Genomic DNA, 17519 nt, shown 5'->3' with positions numbered 1-17519 from the left:
GGACCGGTGAACGGCGACCGGTGTGCGGCGGCCGACGGGTGTCCGGTGTGCGGGTGTCCGGTATGACACAGTTGTCGGCCTGATGAGACGTCCTGCGCGCACCCGCACCCTGCTGGGGTGGATCGCCGTCGCGTTCGTCGGGGTGTGGATCGTCGGGACGGTCGTGTTGATCGCGGCGGCGGGCGAGCGTGGCGCCGACGACCCCGCTGTGCTCTTCGACCGTGCCGGCGCCGCGCTGCGGAGCCCCGACGGCGGTGCCCGGCTGCACGAGCTGCTGCTCGACGCCCCGGACCGGGGTTTCGCCGACGACTACGTCGAACGCCTGCAGGCGGCCGGGTCACCCGTCGTACTGCCCACCGGAGCGGACCGGGTCGAGATCCGGTCGGGTCCGGTGCTGGTGACGCTGTCGGTCGCCGAGGAGGCGGGCCGCTGGTACCTCAGCCTCCTGCCGCCCGGCGGGCGGGAACCCGGCTGACCCCGGGGCACCGCCACGGCGTCCTCGGCCGGAGTGCTGGCCCGGGGGCGGCCGCGACGACGACACCGGGGAACCCGGTCAGCAGCCGCAGCACCACCCGGCGCCGGGACGTACCCACTTCTCATGACGCCCGGACCTCGGACTGCTCCGTTCGCAGCAGCTCCGTGACGTCCGTCCGGAACTGCATCGCCCGGTACGGCCAGTGGGTGGTGGTGTTCCACTGGCTGACGACGAGGTGCAGGTCGTCGAGCGTGGAGCCGGGGACGACGTAGCCGCCGTAGAGCTGCGCGACGCGGCCGGTGGCGTGGTCCTCGTCGTCCCAGCCGCAGCCGGTGAGCACGGTGGTCCGCGGGGCACGGTGCAGGTCGGCGTTCGGCCGGTCGAGCAGCAGCGTGTCGATCCGGTAGTTCCCGGCGTCGAAGACGGTGAGCAGCAGGTGCTCGCGCCCGTCCGGGCCCGGGACCCGGCGCAGGTTGAGCTCGCCGAACGCACCCGGCAGCGTCAGCGTCGGCGGGTTGCCCCAGTCCCAGCGCTCCCCGGCGAAGCCCCACGGCTCCCACGCGTCGCGGTCGGTGATCCGGTCGATGGGCACCCGGTGCAGCAGCAGACCGTCGCGGCGCTGGAAGCCGGTGGTGTAGGCGTAGACGTACCCGTCGCCGCCGTCGCACCAGGTCAGCTGCTGGAAGAGGCCGTCGTGGTGGTCGCCGGGCCAGTCGCAGCCGGTGCGCTCCCAGGTGACGCCGTTGTCGCGGGAGGCGATGATCTCGCTCCACAGCACGTTGCCGAGGCCCTTGTTGGCCATGACGTGCAGGTACATCGTGTCGCCGACGGTGATGACGTCGGCGGGCAGGATCGTGGTGACGCGGCGGTGCAGCCGGAACCAGTTCGTCGCCGGCTTGCTGACGAGCCGGCAGGCGTAGTCCGCGGTGTCGCCACCGGAGCCGGTCCAGCGCAGGCCGGTCCGGAACCCGTCAGGGTCGGCGAACAGCACGACCGGGGAGCGCCAGCCGGGCCCGCCGACGCCGGCCCGCTCGAAGGTGTCGCCGAAGACGGCGACCAGGCGCCCGTCCGGCGCGGTGGCGAGGATGCCGAGGTCGGTGCCGCCGATCCCGAACCGGTCGGTGTGCCCGGGCCCGGTCAGGTCGGCGATCTTGGTCGTGACGGCCATGGCGGCGACCCTACGGCCGGTACCGCGCGATCGCGGCGCGGGTCGCGGGCAGCGCGAACACCTCCGCGAAGGTGCCGACGCTGGCCTCCACCGATCCGGTGATGCCCTGCTCGCGCCAGGTCTCGAGCAGCTCCTTCTGCGCCGCCAGGACCTCGCGGGTCGGGGCGAGCAGGGCCGTGACGAGCTCGTCGACGGCGGCGTCGAGCCCGGCGGGGGAGTCGACGAGCCGGTTCACCAGCGGGGCCGTCCCGGGTTCGTCGACCCGGTGCACGCTGCCGGTCAGGACCATCTCCTGGGCGAGCGCGGCGCCGACGTAGCGGGGCAGCAGTGCCGCGTCGACCACCGAGGGGATCCCGAGGCGCACCTCGGGCAGCCCCACCCGCACCCCGGTGTGGGCGACGCGCAGGTCGCAGGCCATGGCCAGCTCGAACGCGGCACCGAGGCAGGCGCCGTTCAGCCGGGCGATGGTCGGGACCGGCGCGGTGCGCACCGCACGCAGGCAGGCCGCGAGCCGGGTGATGATCGCGCGACCGTCGCCGGGGTCGGCGTCGCGGAAGACGTCGAGGTGCATCCCGGCGCCGAAGGCCCGGTCCCCGGCCCCGGTGACCACGACGACCCGTACCCGGTCCGGGAGGTCGGTGACGGCCGCGGCGACCGCGTCGACGTCGACGAGGTGCAGGGCGTTCGCGGCGTCGGGGCGGTCCAGGGTGACGGTCCGGACGGGGCCGTCGTCGCGCACCCGCGGGGTCCCCATCAGCGCACCGTCCGCGGCGGCGCGGCCGCCGCGGCCACCGCGTCGGTGAACACCTGAGGTGCCTCGACCGGGACGAAGTGCCCGACGCCGTCGACGGCGGTGACGGTCACCTCGGTGAAGAACTCCCGGAGCCGGTCGGACCAGTCGCGCGGGAACAGCGGGTCGTGCTCGGGCCACAGGAACGTCGTCGGGACGGTGACCCGGTCGGCCGGGTCGGGCGTGGTCTCGGCCAGCGAGCGGGCCACCGCGCCGCCGCCGGAGCGGTACCAGTTGATCGACGCGACGAAGGCGCCCGGCGCCCCGTAGACGGCGGCGAGGTGGTCGAGGCGCTCGTCGTCGGGGGTGAACCCGGGTCCGGACCAGTGCGACCAGAAGTGGCGCAGGTACGCGCGGGCGGCACGGGTGTCGCCGTCGACGAGCTCGCGGGCCAGGTCGAGCTGGTGGAAGGACTGGTACCAGAACTCGCGCACCGGGTCCTCGCCCAGGATCCGCCTGCCGACACCGGGCGCCGGCGGGGTGACGACGAGCGCGCGCAGCAGGTCGGGCCGGTCCGCGGCGATCTGCTGGCCGACGCGGCTGCCGACGTCGTAGCCCGCGACGACCACACCGGACAGGCCCAGCTCGTCCAGCAGCGCGGTCAGCGAGCGTGCCTGCGCGGCCGCCGAGTACTGCTCGGCCGGGTCGCGGTCGTGCTTCTCGGACGCGCCGAACCCGCGCAGGTCGGGGACGACCACGTCGTGCGCCGGGGCCAGCCGTGCGGCGACGGCGGCCATGTCCGTCCGGTCGCCCGGCCAGCCGTGCAGCAGCAGGACCGGCGGCGCACCGGGCTCGCCGTGGCGGTCGTAGGCCAGCCGGAAGCCGTCGGTGGCGGTGGACAGTGGCATCGCGGGGATCCTCCGGGGTCGTGGGGCGGCACCGGACCGCCCGGCCCGGTCCAGCGAGAAGTGATGATGGGGTGCCCGGCGGGCGGCGGCGATACTCGGTCCGGTCCTCTCCTGATCGGTCCGGTCGATTTGTCTGGCCGCAACGGATACGGTTCGCCGACCGTTCGGCCGACACGTCAGGGGGGACCGTGTCCCAGGCAGCCAGCCCCGCAACGACGGAGCGTCACCGTCTTCCGGTCCGGACGCTCGTCGCGGCGTCCATCGGCAACGCGGTCGAGTGGTACGACTGGACGATCTACGCGACGTTCTCGATCTACTTCGCGACGCAGATCTTCCCGGCCGACAGGGCCGCGCTCATCGCGACGCTGGCCACCTACGCGCTCGCCTTCTTCTTCCGGCCGCTGGGCGGTCTGCTGCTGGGCCGGTTCGCCGACCTCAAGGGTCGTCGGACCGCGATGCTGGTGACGATCCTGCTGATGGCGGGCGGCTCGTTCGTGATCGGCCTGCTGCCGACGTTCTCGATGATCGGCTGGTTCGCCCCGGTCCTGCTGTTGCTGGCCCGCATCGCGCAGGGCATGTCGCTGGGCGGGGAGGTCTCCAACGCCTCGGCCTACCTCGCCGAGATCGCCCCCCGTGAGCGGCGCGGGCGCTACTCGTCGTTCTTCTACATCTCCACCGGCACCGCGGTGCTGTTCGCCTCGCTCACCGGTTTCGTGCTGGCCGCGACGCTGACCGACGACCAGCTCGCCGCCTGGGGCTGGCGGATCCCGTTCCTGCTCGGCGGGGTGCTCGGCGTCATCGGGCTCTGGATGCGCCGTCAGATGAGCGAGACCGAGCAGTTCGAGGACAACAAGGAGTCGGCGGCCCGGATCCGCAACCCGCTCCTGCTGACCCTGCGCGAGCACCCGAAGGCGGTGGCGCAGCTCGTCGGCTTCACGATCCTGCACACCCTCTGCTACTACACGTTCTTCTCCGCGCTGACGCCGTTCGCCACCCGGTCCCGCGGCGCGGACGCGACCGAGGTGTTCCTCGCGCTCTCCATCGCCACGGCGATCTTCGTCCTCCTGCAGTACCCGATGGGTGCCGCCGCCGACCGCTGGGGCCGCCGACCCCAGATGCTCGTCTGGTCCGCGGCCACCGCGCTGCTCGTCGTCCCGCTGTCGTTCCTCATCGGGCCCGGCTTCTGGAACATGTTCGTCGTGTTCACCGTCGGGCTGGGGCTCTACACGGCGATGACCTCGGTCGCGCCGGCGATCATGAGCGAGCTGTTCCCGACGACGGTCCGCGCCCTGGGGATCGGTGCCTGGTACAATCTGACCGTCGCCGTGTTCGGCGGGACCGCGCCGCTGGTCATCGCCTCGCTGCAGGAGGCGGACCTGGCGATCCTGTTCTTCGTCTACGTCGCCGTCGGGGCGGTGCTCTCCTTCGTCGCGGTCCTGACCCTGCCGGAGACGAAGGGCTCCGCCCTGAGCTGACCCCCGTACCCGGTACCCCGCGAGCAGGTGCGGAGCGAGGTGCGGGTTGTACCGTTGATCGACACGCCGACGTTTCGATGGAGAGCTCGCGATGACCAGCACCGCACCGGCCGACACGCTCCGCCACCTCGCGCACGGCGCCACCCTGGAGGAGGGCCTCGGCTTCTTCGACGCGCTGCCCGCCGTCGGGGTCGAGGAGATGCTGGGCGACTGGTCGGGCGGCGAGATCCCCACCGGCAACCCGATGGACGGGCTGCTGGGCCGCTTCGGCTGGCACGGCAAGCGGTTCGACGGCGTCGACGACGTCCACCCGCTCGTCATGGACCACCCCCGCGGCGGCCGGTTCTCCCTCAACCCCGCCCTGGTCCCGCTGCCCGCGCTGCTGCGCTACCCGGCCGCGCTCCGCAACGCGACCCTCGCGCGGATCGCCCGCACCGCGGGCCCCGCGCTCGCCACCCGGGCCCCGAAGGCGCGGTTGCGCACCACCGAGTACCGCGGGGTCGCCAGCGCCACCATGTGCTACGACGACCTGCCGATCCACGACGTCTTCCGCCGCGTCGACGACGACACCGTGCTCGGTGCCATGGACATGCGGGGCCTGGCCCAGCCGTTCCTGTTCTTCCTGCGTCGCGAGTGACGGCCGTTTCCCGTCGAGCGCCGCCGCGCCGCGGTCTCAGGACCGGTAGGAACGGACGAGGGCACGCAGCCCCAGCACCGCCGCGACCATGAGCAACAGGTAGCCGAGCAGGCCGTTGAGCGCGAGCCCGGGTCCGACCTCGGGACCGGTCGGCGCGGTCAGCAGCAGTGCCGCCATCAGCCCGGTCGCGGCGGCGAGTGCGCTGGTCACGAGCTGTCCGACGACACCGGCCGCGGGACGTGCGAGGTGCCCCGCCCGAGGGTCCACGCGGACGGTGAGGGTGCCGGCCTCCAGCGCGCCGACGATCCGGTCGACGCGGTGCGGGAGCCGCCGCAGCATCGGCAGGAGCAGGACGGCTTCGGTGGTCAGCCGCCGCCTCAGGTCGTCGGGGTCGGTGCCGGCGGTCAGCCGGGTGGTGGCGTACCGGCGGGCTTCGGTGACCAGGTCGAAACCCGGGTCGAGTGCGGTCAGCGTGCCGTCGAGGGTGCCGATCGCGCGGAACACCGCGGCCAGCTCGGGCGGGGCGGTCACGCCGTGGTCGGCGAGGATCCGGACGAGGTCGACGAACACGGCCGGGTCGGTCCCGCCCCCGGAGGCGGTGAACCGGGCGACGAACCGGCCGAGGTCGCGGCCCAGGCGGCGTTCGTCGAGAGTGTCGGGGGCGTCCGCGATCTCCAGCAGGACGTCCCGGACGTCGGACGCGTCGCCGCCGTCGACGGCGACCAGCAGCCGGACCAGCGACGCCCGGAGACCGGCGTCGAGGACGCCGACCGAGCCGAGGTCGAGCCAGACCAGCTGCCCGGCTCCGTCGGGGGTGTCGGTGTAGAGGATGTTGCCCGGATGCGGGTCGGCGTGGAAGCGACCGCCGACCATGATCTGGGTGAGCAGCGCCTCCAGCAGCGCGTGCGCGAACCGGGGGCGCAGCCGCGGCGGGGCCTCGGTGACCGGTCGGCCGTGGATCCGCTCGAGGACCAGCAGCCGGGCCGTGCTGTGCTGTGCGTACACCGCAGGCGTGCGGACCACGGCGGCCGGCCCCGGGTCGATCGCGGCGAGGTTGCGCCGCTCCACCCGGAAGTCCAGCTCCTCGCGCAGCGACGCCGCGAAACCCTCGACCAGCGCGACGACGCCGAGCCGCGCCGCCCACGACGCGCGCCGCTCCAGGCGGCGGGCCAGCCGGGACAGGATCTCCATGTCGTCGGCGACGACGGGGGCGATCCCCGGCCGCTGCACCTTGAGGACGACGTCGCCGCCGTCGAGCAGCGTCGCGGTGTGCACCTGGGCGATGGACGCTGTCGCGAGCGGCTCGGGGTCGATCCGGGAGAACACCGTGGCGGGGTCGGCGCCCAGCTCGGTCCGGATCACGGTCTCCACCGCACTCCACGGCACCGGGCGTGCCCGTGACTGGAGGTGGGTGAGTTCGTCGACGAACTCGGGCGGGAGCAGGTCCGGCCGGGTGGCGAGGATCTGACCGAGCTTCACGAAGGACACGCCCGCGTCCTCCAGCGCCGCGCGGACCGACCGGGCCAGCCGGGTCCGGCCCTCCGGGGTGGCGAGATCGGGACGCTGGCGGGTGAACACGTACGCGGCCAGGCCGCGCCGGAGCAGGATCCGGGTGATCGCCGCGAAGCGCCGCGCACGGGAACGCCGGCCGGGGAGACTGCGGACCAGGGCGACCGGCCCGGGCAGCGACCCGCTGGGCACCAGCACCTCGGCCAGGACCAGCAGCACCATGGCGAGCAGCGTCGCCAGCATGCCGCCGAGCAGCACGTACCACAGGACCGGGAACGGCGCGAGGATCGCCGTGACCGCGGCCGGGGTGATCGCCTCCATGATCGGCACGGCGGCCCCGAACGCGACGGCACCGGCCGCGAGACGGCGTGACACCGAGAAGTCGAGCTGCAGCGGGCGGCTGGCCACCCCGCTGAGCAGCAGCGTCCCGAGTACGGCCGTGATCGCGCTCCCGAACCAGTCCACGCCCGAAGCGTCCACCGAGGACGGTCGGAGCGGGTCCGGGAGACCCCCGGGATCACCCGGACACGTGATCCCCGGCGGGTGACGGGGGTCGTCCCGGATGTCCGGTGTCCCGGCCGGTTCGACGATCGTCGGGAGCGGCGCCGGTCCGGTGCGCCCGAGGGAGGTGTCCGGTGCGACGATCCGGTGTCCGAGCAGCCCGCGTCGCGGCCGTCGTGGTGAGCACGATGGTCGCCCTGCTGTGCGGGGCGGCCGCCCCGGCGGTCGCGGCCACGACACGGCTCGGCGACGATGCCGTCGTCGACGACTACGTCGGAGCGTTCCATCCACCCGGCCTCGCCGCCGCCGTGCTCACTCCGGACGGCCGCACCCGGTTCCTGCTCCGCGGCACCGACGGTCGTGGCGAGCCGGTCACCGAGGACACCCGCTTCCGGATCGCCTCGATGAGCAAGGCGTTCACCTCCGTCGCGGTGATGCGGCTCGTCGACGCCGGACGGGTCCGGCTCGACCAGCCGGTCGGCGAGCTGCTGCCCGAGCTCGACCTCGGCGACCCCCGCTCGGCCCGGATGACCCTGCGGTACCTGCTCTCCCACACCTCGGGACTGTCGAACGAGCGCTACGACGAGTACGCGCTGCCGGTCGCCGGCTCGACGGCCGAGGTCGTCTCCGACCTCCGGGGTGTGGGGCTGGTCGCCGAGCCGGGCACCCGGTTCGAGTACTACAACACCAACTACGTCCTGGCCGCCCGCGTCGTCGAGCGAGTGACCGGCCAGGACGTCGACACCCACCTCGCCGAGCAGGTCCTCGCCCCGCTGGGCATGACCTCGACGACCTCGACGGTGCGGTGCGACCAGCAGCGGTCCGACCTCGCACCCGGGCACATCGGGGCGTTCGCGGTGCGGGTGGCGGTGCCAGAGCTCCCGGGCCTGTGCGCCGGGAACGGCGGCGTCGTCTCCACCGTGGCCGACATGGCGACCTGGGCACGGTTCCAGACCGGTGACGGCACCACGGCCTCGGGACGGCGGCTGCTCACCCCGGAGTCGCTGCGGGAGACCCACATCGCACAGCCCGGGGCCCAGGGCTACGGCCTGGGCTGGCGAGAGGTCCCGCTTCCCGGCACGTCGCCCGCGGTCGGCCACGGCGGCACGCTGTCCACCTTTACCGGTGACATCACCCTGCACGGCGCCGGCGTCGCCGCGGTCGTGCTGACGAACTCCGGCGGCGCCCCGTCCGAGCTCACCGCCGCCCTCGTCGCCGTCGCCGAGGGACGTGTCCCCGCGGCTGCGACGAACCCGCTCACCGCGGTCGACCTCGTCCTGGCCGGTCTGGCCACGACGGTCCTGCTGCTCGGTGCGACGGGGGTGTGGCGGGCGCGCCGGTGGGCCGTCCGGCACGGCCGGGCCCGGTGGCGGCTGGTGACCCCCGTTCTCACGGTCGTCGTGGGGACGGCTCTCCCGTTCGTCGTGGGTGCCTCGACCGGCCTGACGGGGTGGGGCGCGGCCCTGTACGTGACGTGGCTGCTGCCGATGACCACCGTGCTCGCGGCGGCCCTGGTGGTGGCCGGGACGGCCGTGCTGCTGGCCCGTGTCTCCCACCTCCGGTGGTGCCGGTCCGACCGGCCCGCCGATGCGTGACGACGGCGCGGGACCGGTCGTCGAACACCATGACGGCATGCCCGCCGGTGTCGTAGGCGGTCCGCCCCTGCAGCGGCTGAACGGAGGGTTCCCCTGCTTAGCGCCCTCCCCGGGCCCGTCGACCGGCTGCTGCGCAGGCGGGTGCCCGCCGGTCTGGTCCGCAGCGAGGAGTGGATCCGGCGGCCCGACGGGTCGCGGCTGCGCATCCTGGTCTACCGGGCGCGGGACGCCCGGCCCGATGCTCCCGGACTGCTCTGGCTCCACGGGGGCGGGTACGCCACGGGAGCCCCCGAGTTCGAGGCGTCCTCCTTCCGGCCCCTGATCGCGGGGAGTGGCGCCGTCGTCGTCTCACCGGACTACCGCCTCAGCCCGGTGGCGCCGTACCCGGCTGCGCTCGACGACTCCTACGCGGCGCTGGTCTGGCTGACGGACAACGCCGTCCGACTCGGAGTGCGGCCCGACCGGATCGCGGTCGCGGGCGGCAGCGCGGGCGGTGGGCTGACCGCGGCGACGACCCTCTACGCACGCGACAAGGGCGAGGTCGCCGTCGCCTTCCAGATGCCGATGTACCCCATGATCGACGACCGCGGAGAGACCGAGTCCGGGCGGGACAACGACGCGCCGGTCTGGGACTCCGTGACCAACCGGTCGGCGTGGCGGTTGTACCTCGGCGACCTGTTCGGGTCCGCCGATGTTCCGGCGTACGCCGCTCCGGCACGGGCGACGGACCACGCCGGGCTCCCTCCGACGATGACCTTCGTGGGCAGCCTCGACCCGTTCCGGGACGAGACCGTCCACTACGTGGAGAACCTGCGTGCGGCCGGCGTTCCGGTGGAGTTCCGTGAGTTCGCCGGCGCCTACCACGGCTTCGACGTGCTCGTTCCGAAGGCGTCGGCGAGCCGGGCTGCCGCCGCGTTCCGCGACCAGTGGTTCGGGCACGCGGTGCGGACCCACTTCGCCCCGCAGCCCTGATCACGAGCGGGCGAGCGGCACCGACAGGCCGTCGATGATCGAGACGAGAGCGGGTTCCGCTCGTGCCGTCGGGCGCTCGTCGCGTCGGGCTACGAGGCAGGCCCGTCGACCACCTGGACGACGCCGTCGGCGGTGCCGGTGACGAACAGTCGTCCGGTGTCCGGGTCGACCGCGACCGTGTTCGGCTGGCGCACGGTGGGGATCCGGGCGACCTCCCGCGGCGTCGGCTCGGTCATGTCGTAGCCGACGAGCAGGTTCGCACCGGTGGCGGTGACCCACACGCGGTCGCGGACCGGGTCGTAGGCGATGCCGTAGGGCTCCCCGGGCAGGTCCACCCGTCCGACCTCGGCCGGGGTGCCCGCCGGGTCGACGACGATCAGGTGCCCGCCCCGGGTGTCGGTCGCGATCAGGCGGCCGTGCCGGTCGGCGACCAGGTGGGTCGGGCCGTCCCCGGCCGGGAGCTCGCGGATCCCGTCGCCGGTCGCGGCGTCGTAGACGGTGAGGGTGTTCTCGCGGACGTCGACCAGTCCCACTCGGTCCCCGGCCGGGGCGAGCCCGGCGGGCTGGGTGACGTCGGTCAGCTGTCGCTCCACCCGGTCCCCGCGGACCACGGACACGCTGCCGCCCGCCTCGTTGGCGACGAACACGGTCCCGGCCGCGGTCTCGGTCGCGTCGTGCGCCATCGGGCCGGTCATGACCTCGGAGGACACCCGGCCGTCCGGGAGCGAGACACGCAGCAGGCCGTTCGCGCTCTCGCTCGGGACCAGCACCGGCCCGCCCGGCCCGGCGAGCTGCAGGTGACGCAGCACGCCCGGCAGCGGCACCCGCCCGGTGACGGCGGCGGTGTCGGTGTCGAGCAGCACGAGCCGGTCGGGCCGGCGCACCCCGACCGCGACGCGCCGCGTCGGCCCGTCGGCGACGATGCCCTCCGGCACCGCCCCGACCGCGACGATCCGCCCGGGCGGGGTGCCGGTGACCGGTGGCGCGACGCCCGGCTCGGCCGGCGGCGGCAGCGGCTCGGCGAAGCGCACCGGGGTGCCCGCCCGGCCCGGCGCCGCCGGTGCGTCTCCGGGCGGGGTGTCGGGCGGGGCGGCCGGCGGGGCGGCGCAGCCCACGGCCAGGAGCGCTGTGGTCATCAGTGCCACGGCCAGGAGCGCCGGGGTCGCCGGGGCGACCGGTGCCCCACGGGTCGTGCGTCCGACTGTCGCCATCTCCCCAGCATCGTCGCGCCGGCCGGTGGCCGCGCGTCGGCCGGAGATCGTCTTGCACGGTGAAACGATAGTCGGCTACCGTTACGTGCTCGCAGACCGTGCGCACGAGGGAGTGTCACCGTGACGACCACCGAGGCCCCGCAGCTGCCGTTCGACCGTCCGAACATCATCGACGTCGCCCCGCTCTACGCCGTGCTGCGCCGCGAGGGACCGGTCGTCCCGGTGCGCACCCCGGTCGGCGACCCGGCCTGGCTGGTCACCCGGCACGCCGAGGCCCGTGCCCTGTTCGCCGACCCGCGGCTCGGGCGCTCGCACCCCGAGCCGGAGAACGCCGCCCGGGTCTCGGAGGCCGCGATCCTGGGCGGGCCCAGCGGCACCTTCGAGCGGGAGAAGGCCGAGCACGAGCGGATGCGCAGGCTGCTGGTGCCCGCGTTCTCCGCCAAGCGGATGCGGCTGCTCGGCGACCACGTCGGCGAGCTCGTCGACGGGTGTCTCGACGACCTCGTCGCGGCGAAGGAGGGCGCGACCGACGGCGTCGCCGACCTGCACGCCCACCTCGCGTTCCCGCTGCCGGTGCTGGTCATCTGCGAGCTGCTCGGGGTGCCGTTCGCCGACCGCGGCTACTTCCACGGGCTGTCCGAGCGGGTCGCCACGATCCGGTCCGGTGGCGACGCCGACGTCGCGATGGGGGAGTTCCGCGCCTACCTGGGCCGCCTGGCCGACGCCAAGCGTGCGCAGCCGGGGGAGGACGTCGTCACCGACCTCGTCCGCGCCCGCGAGCAGGACCCGGACTTCGGCGAGGAGGAGATGACCCGGCTCGCCGCCGCGTTGCTGTTCGCCGGGCACGAGACGACCGTCGGGCGGATCGACCTCGGCGTCCTCCTGCTCCTGACCGACCCCGCCCGCCGCGACGCCTTCGTCGCCGACATCGACGGGCGGCTGCACGGCACCGTCGAGGAGGTCCTGCGGCTGTCCTCGCCGGGTGGGCTCGCCCTGCTGCGCTACGCCCACACCGACATCGAGGTCGGCGACGTCACGATCCGCCGCGGCGACGCCGTCATGATCGCGACCGCCTCGGCCAACCGGGACGCCGAGGTCTTCGCCGACGCCGACGCCTTCGACCCGACCCGCCGGCCCAACCCGCACGTGTCCTTCGGCTACGGCGGCCACTTCTGCATCGGCGCGAGCCTGGCGCGCACCGAGCTCGCGACGGTGTTCGCGCGACTGTTCCGGCGGCTGCCCGGGCTGCGCCTCGCCGTCGCCCCGGAGGAGCTGGAGGTGCGGGCCGAGCAGGTCACCGGCGGGGTGCGGTCGCTGCCGGTGACCTGGTGACCGGTGATCTGGTGACCGGGGACCGCGGCACCCGCTGACCTCGCGTGGCGCCCCGTGCGCGGGGTGCCACGAACGGCGGCGGGTCGCCACGGGCGCGGCGGTCAGAGGCCGTCGCGCAGGATCCCGTCCATCGCCCGCTCCACGATCGCGGCGATCGTCCAGGACGGGTTGGTGCTGCCGGTCGACCCCGGCACCAGCGCCCCGTCGACGACGTGCAGCCCCGGGTGCCCGGTGACGCGCCCGCGGTCGTCGGTGACCCGGCCCAGGACCGCGCCGCCCAGCGGGTGCCACGTCACCGGGTCCAGGGTGCCCAGGTCGAGCACTCCGGTCGGGGCGTCCGCGGCGCGGGCGACCAGCCCGGACAGGCCCGACGGCAGCTGCGCGGCCAGGCCGGACACGGTTCGGCCCAGCCCGGCCCCGAGCGGGGCGTCGGGCGCGATCAACCGCTGGGTGAGGTCGCGGACGGTGCGCTGGGCGTCGGCGTCGCCGTCGGTGGGCCAGTGCAGGACGGCCTCGCCGGTGGCGGTGTCGAAGCGGAACTCGCCCACCGGGTCGCAGGCCCCGAACCCGGGCAGCGACATCGCCCGGATGTCGAACGGCAGTGGCGCGGGACCGTAGGTGAGCGTGACGGCCTCGGCGCGGTCGTCGGTGGGCGGGCGGATGCCGGCCGCCATCGGTCCGGCCTGCGGTCCGCCCGCGGGCTCGGGGACGCCGACGCGCAGCTGGATGCGGTCGCCGTTGTTACCCCAGAACCGGCCGGCATCGGCGGTGAGGTCGGGCAGCGTCCCGGTCTCGCGGGCCCGTACGAGCAACCGGGAGGTGCCGGTCGACCCGGCGGCGAGGAACACCGCGCCGGTGGTGAGCGCGATCCGCTCCTGCACGCCGCCGTCGGTGTCGATCCGCTCGACGTCGAGCCGGTAGCGGCCGCCGCCGAGCGCGTGCAGGTCGGTGACCCGGTGCAGCGGGGCGACGGTGACCAGACCGGAGGCCTCGGCGTCGCGCAGGTAGTTCTTGTCCGAGGACAGCCGCGCCCCGGAGTTGACCCCGGAGAAGTACTCGCCGACCGACATCGACGGGGTCGCGCGCCCGGCGAACTCGGCGCGCACGACGTCCCAGTCGGTGGCGTTGGGCAGCAGCTGCGCCGTCAGACCAGCGCGGCGGGCCTGCTCCAGAAACAGCCGGGTGCCGACGTGCGTGGGGTGGGCCAGGACGTCGTCGGGGATCGGCGAGACCCCGACCCGGGCGGCCGCGCGCGGGTAGTGGACGGCGGCGAGCTCGTCGTGGTCGACGCCGGGGATCGCCGCGGCGAACACCGCCGCGTCCGGCCGGATCCAGACTCCGGCGTAGACCAGGGTCGATCCGCCCACCCCGGCCCCGCAGAGCACGCTCATCCCGCGCCCGGACACCTTCTCGAACAGTCCGGTGTAGGGCTTGTACAGCGTCGGTGGCTGGCCGGGGAACACCGGCGCGGGCGTCAGCCACGACGAGCGACGGTCCGGGCGCAGGAACGGTGGGAACGTGTCGGCGGCCGGGGTGGTCCAGCGGCGGCCGCGTTCGAGGACCAGGGTGCGCACGCCCGCCTCGGCGAGCCGGGCCGCGGCGATCGACCCGCCGAGCCCGCTCCCGACGACGACGGCCGGAGCGGACATCGCGGTCACGTCCCGGCGCAGCAGGGCGGGCGCGGCGTTCGCGGTCCCGGCGGCGCCCAGCGCGGCGGCGCCGAGCGCGGCACCGGTCAGGAAGCCTCGGCGGCTGGTCACCCGCATGCCGGTCAGCCTCCGATCCGGATGTCGGCGACGATCTCGCGGATCAGACCGCTCTCGTAGCGGAAGGTCTCGTGCACCCGTGCGGTCGTGAGGCCGACCGGGCCCACCCCGACGGACAGGGTGAAGTCCGCGACCACGACGCCGTCCGCGCGCACGCGGAAGGTCTCGTCGGAGACGCCGCGGATGATCCGGTACTGCGGGCCGTACCGCAGGTCGGCGCGCAGCTGGTCGCCGGAGAACCCGGTCGGCAGCCCCGCCTCGACCCGGGTCGCGTCCGGGTGGAACGGCACCGCCGAGGGGTCGTGGTCGACGAGCGCGGCCACGTAGGCGCGGGCCCCGTCGACCCGGCAGGCGTCGTCACAGGTGGACGCGGACGCGACCCCCGCACCCGCCCCGGCTGCGACCATTCCGACGACCACGCCGACGAGCACGGGCAGCACTGGGCCGAGCAATCTCACGGGAACCTCCGGGACCTGGGGGAGCGGTCGGGGACGAGGTGGCGGGACCCGTGCCCGCGGGCGGGCCATGATCCACAGCGGGTCACGACGGAAGTCTGGCACGGGTGAGCGAGCGCTCACCCACCGGGTTCTCCATCGGATGTCGGACACTTGTCGGCGGTCCCGGAGGCACCCGCCCGGACGGGGGCGGGCCCGACCCCCACCCGGCGGTGGCGCCCGCGACACCGTTCGCGACGATGGGGCGGTGACAGGCACGGCACCCCCGGACATCCAGCAGCACCGCTCGATCAACCAGCGCATCGCCGACGAACTCGGCGCCCGGCCGGACCAGGTCGGGGCCGCGGTGGCCCTGCTGGACGAGGGCTCGACGGTCCCGTTCGTCGCGCGGTACCGCAAGGAGGCGACCGGCGGACTCGACGACGCCCAGCTCCGCACCCTGGAGGAGCGGCTGCGCTACCTGCGGGAGCTGGAGGAGCGGCGCACCGTCGTCCTCGACTCCATCCGCTCGCAGGGCAAGCTCGACGAGGCCCTCGAGGCCACCATCCTCGCCGCCGAGTCCAAGGCCCGGCTCGAGGACATCTACCTGCCCTACAAGCCCAAGCGCCGCACCAAGGCGATGATCGCCCGCGAGCAGGGCCTGGAGCCGCTGGCCGACGCGCTGCTCGCCGACCCGACGCTCGACCCGCACGAGACCGCCTCGGGCTACGTGACCGACGAGGTCGCCGGCGCCGGCGCCGCGCTGGAGGGCGCCCGGTCGATCCTGGTCGAGCGGATCGGGGAGAACGCCGACCTCGTCGGTGGCCTGCGCGAGCGGATGTGGACCCACGGCAGGCTGGTCACCACGGTCCGTGAGGGCAAGGAGAACGACCCGGCCGCGGCCAAGTTCTCGGACTACTTCGCCTTCGCCGAGAAGTTCACGACGCTGCCGTCGCACCGGATCCTCGCGGCCTTCCGCGGCGAGTCCGAGGAGGCGCTCGACGTCACCCTCGACGCCGGTGTCGCCGACGACGAGCCGAACCCCTACGAGGCGCTGATCGCCGCCGAGTACGGCATCGCCGACCGTGGCCGTCCCGGCGACGCCTGGCTGCTCGGCGTCGTCCGGTGGGCGTGGCGGACCCGGCTGCTCACCGCGCTCGGCATCGACATCCGGGTCCGGCTGCGCACCGCCGCCGAGGAGGGTGCGATCGGGGTGTTCGCGGCGAACCTGCGCGACCTCCTGCTCGCCGCCCCCGCGGGCACCCGCGCGACCCTGGGCCTCGACCCGGGCCTGCGCACCGGGGTCAAGGTCGCCGTCGTCGACGCGACCGGCAAGGTCGTCGACACCGCGGTGATCTACCCGCACGAGCCCCGCAAGGACCGCGCCGGGTCGCTGAAGACCCTGGCGGCGCTGTGCGCGAAGCACGCGGTCGAGCTCATCGCGATCGGCAACGGCACCGCCTCGCGCGAGACCGACGCGCTGGCCGGTGAGCTGATCGCGGCCAACCCGGGCCTGAAGCTCACCAAGGTGATGGTGTCCGAGGCCGGCGCGTCGGTGTACTCGGCGTCGGCCTACGCCTCGGCCGAGCTGCCCGACATGGACGTCTCGCTGCGCGGCGCGGTCTCCATCGCGCGGCGCCTGCAGGACCCGCTCGCCGAGCTGGTCAAGATCGACCCGAAGTCGATCGGGGTCGGCCAGTACCAGCACGACCTGCCCGAGTCGTCGCTGTCGCGGTCGCTCGACGCGGTCGTCGAGGACTGTGTGAACGCCGTCGGGGTGGACGTGAACTCCGCGTCCGCGCCGCTGCTGCGCCGGGTCTCGGGCATCTCCGAGTCCCTCGCCGCCGCGATCGTCGCCCACCGCGACGAGAACGGCCCGTTCCGGAACCGGACCGCGCTGACCGGCGTCGCAAGGCTCGGGCCCAAGGCGTTCGAGCAGTGCGCGGGCTTCCTCCGGATCCGCGGCGGCGACGAGCCGCTCGACGTCACCGGCGTGCACCCCGAGTCCTACCCGGTGGTGCGCAAGATGGTGGAGCGCACCTCGCTGGAGGTCTCCGCGCTGATGGGCAACGCCGCGCGGCTGCACCAGATCAAGCCCAAGGACTACGTCGACGACACTGTCGGGCTCCCGACCGTCACCGACATCTTGGCCGAGCTGGAGAAGCCCGGCCGGGACCCGCGCCCGGCGTTCCGCACCGCGACCTTCGCCGAGGGCGTCCACAAGATCTCCGACCTGCGGCCCGGGATGCTGCTGGAGGGCGTCGTCACCAACGTCGCCGCGTTCGGCGCGTTCGTCGACGTCGGTGTGCACCAGGACGGTCTCGTGCACGTGAGCGCGATGAGCAAGGACTTCGTGTCCGACCCGCGCGACGTCGCCAAGTCCGGTGACGTGGTCAAGGTGAAGGTCCTGGAGGTCGACGAGGCCCGCAAGCGGATCTCGCTGACCCTGCGGCTGGACGACGAGCCCGGCGCGGGCGAGCGCGGCGGCCGGTCCCGCGGGCCCGGTCAGGGCCAGGGCGGTGGGCAGGGGCCCGGCCAGGGCGGCCGTGGTCGCGACGGCGGCGGGCGCGGTCCGGGCGGTGGCCAGGGCGGCGGACGCGGCCAGGGTGCCGGACGTGGTCAGGGCGGCGGTGACCGTGGCCGGGGCGGACGCGACGGCGGGCGTGGTGGCTCCGGAGGGCAGGGCGGTCGCGGGGGCTCCGGCGGTCGCCAGGACCGCGGTCCCGCCAACGACGCGATGGCCGAGGCCCTGCGCAAGGCGGGCTTCGGGAAGTCCTGACCCCGCGCCCTCGCACGAACGGGCCCC

At 74.5% G+C, this 17519-nt stretch carries 14 protein-coding genes; 7 read left to right on the top strand and 7 right to left on the bottom strand.

The window, feature by feature from the left end; genetic code table 11:
* Positions 1–82: 82 nt before the first annotated feature.
* On the top strand, positions 83–475 hold the full coding sequence (locus FVA95_RS01435; protein WP_149662589.1) for a hypothetical protein: 393 nt from the start codon (positions 83–85) through the stop codon (positions 473–475).
* A gap of 121 nt (positions 476–596) precedes the next feature.
* Here the strand turns inward: FVA95_RS01435 and FVA95_RS01430 are convergent, their stop codons facing one another.
* Genes FVA95_RS01430 through FVA95_RS01420 form a run of 3 tightly spaced genes read right to left on the bottom strand, consistent with a single transcriptional unit; the run spans position 597 to position 3281 of the window.
* Positions 597–1643, bottom strand: coding sequence for a DUF4185 domain-containing protein (locus FVA95_RS01430; protein WP_149662588.1), 1047 nt, complete (start codon positions 1641–1643; stop codon positions 597–599).
* Between the two features lie 10 nt (positions 1644–1653).
* Positions 1654–2397: an enoyl-CoA hydratase-related protein gene (locus FVA95_RS01425; protein WP_149662587.1), complete on the bottom strand. Its 744-nt coding sequence runs from the start codon at positions 2395–2397 to the stop codon at positions 1654–1656.
* On the bottom strand, positions 2397–3281 hold the full coding sequence (locus FVA95_RS01420) for an alpha/beta fold hydrolase (RefSeq protein ID WP_149662586.1): 885 nt from the start codon (positions 3279–3281) through the stop codon (positions 2397–2399). The genes FVA95_RS01425 and FVA95_RS01420 overlap by 1 nt, the downstream gene beginning before the upstream one ends.
* A 188-nt stretch (positions 3282–3469) precedes the next feature.
* On the opposite strand from FVA95_RS01420, the gene FVA95_RS01415 reads away from it, so the two are divergent.
* Both FVA95_RS01415 and FVA95_RS01410 read left to right on the top strand, forming a co-directional pair.
* Positions 3470–4756 (top strand): MFS transporter, encoded by a 1287-nt coding sequence (locus FVA95_RS01415; protein WP_149662585.1) that lies wholly within the window; start codon positions 3470–3472, stop codon positions 4754–4756.
* A gap of 91 nt (positions 4757–4847) precedes the next feature.
* Complete coding sequence (locus FVA95_RS01410) at positions 4848–5393, top strand: DUF4334 domain-containing protein (protein ID WP_020622239.1); 546 nt, start codon at positions 4848–4850, stop codon at positions 5391–5393.
* A gap of 36 nt (positions 5394–5429) precedes the next feature.
* On the opposite strand, the gene FVA95_RS01405 is transcribed toward FVA95_RS01410, so the two are convergent.
* Positions 5430–7367 (bottom strand): AarF/ABC1/UbiB kinase family protein, encoded by a 1938-nt coding sequence (locus FVA95_RS01405; RefSeq protein ID WP_149662584.1) that lies wholly within the window; start codon positions 7365–7367, stop codon positions 5430–5432.
* 170 nt (positions 7368–7537) lie between these two features.
* On the opposite strand from FVA95_RS01405, the gene FVA95_RS01400 reads away from it, so the two are divergent.
* Both FVA95_RS01400 and FVA95_RS01395 read left to right on the top strand, forming a co-directional pair.
* Positions 7538–8998 carry a serine hydrolase gene (locus tag FVA95_RS01400; RefSeq protein ID WP_149662583.1) on the top strand — a complete coding sequence of 487 codons (1461 nt, stop codon included), beginning with the start codon at positions 7538–7540 and terminating at the stop codon, positions 8996–8998.
* 141 nt (positions 8999–9139) lie between these two features.
* Complete coding sequence (locus tag FVA95_RS01395; protein ID WP_240051194.1) at positions 9140–9970, top strand: alpha/beta hydrolase; 831 nt, start codon at positions 9140–9142, stop codon at positions 9968–9970.
* An 89-nt stretch (positions 9971–10059) separates the two neighbouring features.
* Here FVA95_RS01395 and FVA95_RS01390 read toward each other — a convergent pair whose 3' ends face one another.
* Positions 10060–11181 carry a YncE family protein gene (locus FVA95_RS01390; RefSeq protein WP_205015736.1) on the bottom strand — a complete coding sequence of 374 codons (1122 nt, stop codon included), beginning with the start codon at positions 11179–11181 and terminating at the stop codon, positions 10060–10062.
* Between the two features lie 120 nt (positions 11182–11301).
* Between FVA95_RS01390 and FVA95_RS01385 the strand changes: the two genes are divergently transcribed.
* A complete protein-coding gene (locus FVA95_RS01385; RefSeq protein WP_149662581.1) occupies positions 11302–12513 on the top strand; it encodes a cytochrome P450 in 1212 nt (403 codons plus the stop codon).
* 101 nt (positions 12514–12614) lie between these two features.
* Here the strand turns inward: FVA95_RS01385 and FVA95_RS01380 are convergent, their stop codons facing one another.
* Together FVA95_RS01380 and FVA95_RS01375 are read right to left on the bottom strand one after the other, a co-directional pair.
* A complete protein-coding gene (locus FVA95_RS01380; protein ID WP_149662580.1) occupies positions 12615–14279 on the bottom strand; it encodes a GMC oxidoreductase in 1665 nt (554 codons plus the stop codon).
* 5 nt (positions 14280–14284) lie between these two features.
* Positions 14285–14731 (bottom strand): hypothetical protein, encoded by a 447-nt coding sequence (locus FVA95_RS01375; protein WP_205015735.1) that lies wholly within the window; start codon positions 14729–14731, stop codon positions 14285–14287.
* A gap of 250 nt (positions 14732–14981) precedes the next feature.
* Between FVA95_RS01375 and FVA95_RS01370 the strand changes: the two genes are divergently transcribed.
* Positions 14982–17492: a Tex family protein gene (locus tag FVA95_RS01370; RefSeq protein ID WP_240051193.1), complete on the top strand. Its 2511-nt coding sequence runs from the start codon at positions 14982–14984 to the stop codon at positions 17490–17492.
* Positions 17493–17519: the final 27 nt, after the last annotated feature.

This window comes from Pseudonocardia sp. EV170527-09 (assembly GCF_008369905.1).
Taxonomy (GTDB): Bacteria; Actinomycetota; Actinomycetes; order Mycobacteriales; family Pseudonocardiaceae; genus Pseudonocardia.
This window is presented reverse-complemented; position numbering and strand designations above follow the sequence as displayed.